General features: G+C 44.9%; 3 protein-coding genes. 1 reads left to right on the top strand and 2 read right to left on the bottom strand.

Going from position 1 to position 3,026, the window contains the following annotated elements:
* Window positions 1-27: 27 nt before the first annotated feature.
* Together VFM80_RS01105 and VFM80_RS01100 are read right to left on the bottom strand one after the other, a co-directional pair.
* Entirely contained in the window at window positions 28-1,242 is a 1,215-nt protein-coding gene (locus VFM80_RS01105; RefSeq protein WP_395068699.1) for a PQQ-binding-like beta-propeller repeat protein, read from the bottom strand.
* Window positions 1,243-1,721: 479 nt separating this feature from the next.
* Window positions 1,722-1,985, bottom strand: a complete 264-nt coding sequence (locus VFM80_RS01100; RefSeq protein ID WP_395068697.1) for a hypothetical protein — start codon at window positions 1,983-1,985, stop codon at window positions 1,722-1,724.
* A 244-nt stretch (window positions 1,986-2,229) separates the two neighbouring features.
* On the opposite strand from VFM80_RS01100, the gene aspS reads away from it, so the two are divergent.
* A partial coding sequence (gene aspS / locus VFM80_RS01095; protein ID WP_395068695.1) for an aspartate--tRNA ligase occupies window positions 2,230-3,026 on the top strand: 797 nt, incomplete at its 3' end.

The raw sequence follows: 3,026 nt of genomic DNA, 5'->3' as shown, positions 1-3,026 counted from the left end.
AAATAGCAACTATTTAGTTAAACAGATTCAAGGCACCTTCAGGCAGTATACGGCTTTGCTGCCTACATTCACCATGTAGCCCTCGCCCACCCCCAGCGAGGAGATATAAATGTCGTGGCTGTCGGTTTTATAGCCCGGCGGAAGCTTGCTGTAAATGACCTTTCCGCTTGAGGTATCCAGTACCCAGATATCTCCACCACCAGAATTTGTAAAATATAACCTGTTGTTCTGTACCGTAGGAATACTGGTATTGGAATAAAAGATATCCTTTCGCCAAAGCTCCTCTCCGGTTGTGAGGTCCAGTTTATGCGCATAGGTACCGATGGAAGCGGCATAAATGGCCTCGGCATCTACCGCCAGGCCCACATCAAACCCGCTGTCAAAAAAATTATGTACCCATTCAATGGTTCCATCTGAACGGTTTACGGCCACTATGGCGAACCCCTGAAGCAGGACAATCAATGAGTCTGTTAGCGCCATGTCGTAAATTGGAGGGCTGACCAGCAGCGAATCACCTGGCTGCTCGGTATTGTAGTCATCCACAAGAAACTCTGCGCGAAGCTCCCATACCAAATCGCCGGTAGCGGCATGGAAGGCAAATAAGTTTCCCCGATAGCGTTCTTCTCCGGGAGTTGTGCGGTCAAACGAAGTCCCGGACACATACAATATGCCATCTCCATAAGGAGAAATAATTGCTTCGGTGGCTCCCTGAGAAACCCCTTCAGGCACCAGCCGGTCGATGGGGTAGCGCTGAGTAACTGCCCCGTCACTCTTGCGTACCTGTAATACATAGTCCCGACGGCCTGCATACAAGTACTCTTTGTCCTGGCTCATTACCGGCGAACCCATGCCGGAGAATTCCGTGGCGTCCGGAGTCACAGGGTTGTTCCATAGCATCCTTCCGTTGGCTTTGGAAATGGCTTTGATGCTGAATCCTTCATCCAGGTACAGCGTATTCTCACTGGAAAGGATCGCCCGAGAGAAATTGCCGTTGCCGGTATTAATACTCCAGAGCCGCTTACCTTCTTTAAGGGTGTAGGCTTTGAGTTGCGTATCCTGAACAAAATATACGGTTCCTTCTTCGATCAGTGGCTGCGTGCCCACTAATCGGTCGGTAGAGTTTTCCACCTTCCAGACCACCTCTCCCCCTCCGGGACCGGTATCACCCCCGCCAAACAGCTCACATGAAGAAAGCAGGGCAGCGCACAGGCATAAATGAGTTATAAAATAGCTGTAATTCATCGTCATTTTCTAGTTTTTAAAAAATGTTAGTCTCTTTAAATTTATTTCATAGTACGGATACATACCAGATAGCGGTTGCATATTTTACGGCACTGTCATTACCAGTTTAGCGGCAACACGGGCGTTTTTTCAATATGGTTAGCACCTTCAGCCTTTAAAACTTTGGGATTATAAGAATCAAAAAAAGAAGGAGCCTGTGTATCGGCGATTAGGAATCCATCCCATATTATGTTTAAGAATAAAATGATATAACGGCCCGTCGCATAACCCCTAGTTTTTAACTAGAAATGCCTTTGCGTGAAAAAATTAAAATAAGCAACTCTGTAAAGAAAATAAGCCTGTAGCTGGCAAAAGAGTGCATTCAAGTGAAAATATTTGCCGTATGTTTGCCGGTACTAAAAAACGCAAAAGCCATAAGATATTGTAAGTAAATACCTTATAGCTTGACGTTAGTACGTCTATGTACACCCGGAAAAACTCTAAAATTGATATAACAAACAAAAGGAAATTCCCGATTTTATCGTCCATAAAATGGTTCGGATCCAATTGGTGGAAACCAAAGTATTGATGGCTGCTTCATTCTTATGATCTTCCAGTTTTGAATGTGCCGGAATAGAAAACAATCCTGTTGCTGCCCATATCAATATCACCACATAAAAGCCGAAGGCGTTGAGGGACGTAAAACCATCGATCCATGCAAGTCCGAATGAAGTGGCGATCTCAGCTACCATCACGGGGATCACAATCTTGTCGATACTCTTTAGATGATGCTGTTGAAAAGCCGTGAAATTTTCTGCGCTTACATATGAAAGGAGGGGTAATGAACCAGTTGCACGATCCAGACAAGACCGGTCAAAAAGAAGGATGCAAAAGTATTGATCAGAAAAATAAGTTCGGGTGACATTGAAGTAAGCGATTCGTTTACATTATGCGTATTTTCAGCGCCTTAGTAACCAAAAGTTTTCACTCTACGATTCATCAAAAAGAATGACCCTTAAAAGAACACACACTTGCGGAGAACTCACCGCAAATAATATTGGCGAAGAAGTAATTTTAAATGGTTGGGTAGGACCACGTCGTGACCTCGGAGGTGTAATATTTATTGACCTTAGAGATCGCTATGGCATAACCCAGGTTGTTTTTAAAGAAAATGATGATGAGTTGCATGCCAAAGCGGAGCAGCTTCGAGCAGAGTATGTGATCGGTGTCAAGGGAAAAGTGATCACCCGGGGAGAAGGAAACATCAACAAGAATATGCCTACTGGCGAAGTTGAGATCGAAGCCACAGAACTGGTGATCTATTCCGAAGCAGAAACACCTCCTTTCGAGATCAAAGACGGTATTTCTACCAATGAAGAAGTCCGGCTGAAATATCGCTATCTGGATCTGCGCCGCCCTGAAGTACAGGATAAGATCATGCTTCGGTCAAAATTCTACCAATCGGTTCGGGAGTTTTATCATAACCTGAATTTTGCTGAAGTTGAAACTCCCGTTTTGATGCGAAGTACTCCCGAAGGAGCCCGTGATTATTTGGTTCCAAGCCGCGTTAATGCCGGTAAGTTTTTTGCACTGCCTCAAAGTCCACAGACGTACAAACAGCTTTTGATGGTTTCGGGCTATGACCGATATTTCCAGATCGTGAAGTGTTTCAGGGATGAAGATCTTCGAGCTGACCGCCAGCCGGAATTCACCCAGATCGATGTGGAGATGAGTTTTGTGAACGAAGAAGTCGTTTATGAAACCCACGAGGCACTATGGAAAAAGGTATTCAAAGATACCATCGG

It is taken from the genome of Gracilimonas sp. (assembly GCF_035704785.1).
Taxonomy (GTDB): domain Bacteria; phylum Bacteroidota; class Rhodothermia; order Balneolales; family Balneolaceae; genus Gracilimonas.
The sequence above is the reverse complement of the archived record's forward strand: the minus strand, read 5'-3'. Positions and strand labels throughout refer to the sequence as shown.

Excerpts from the sequence above, each read along its gene's own strand:
- VFM80_RS01105 (WP_395068699.1), bottom strand. The coding sequence starts at position 1,242 with ATGAATTACAGCTATTTTATAACTCATTTATGCCTGTGCGCTGCCCTG.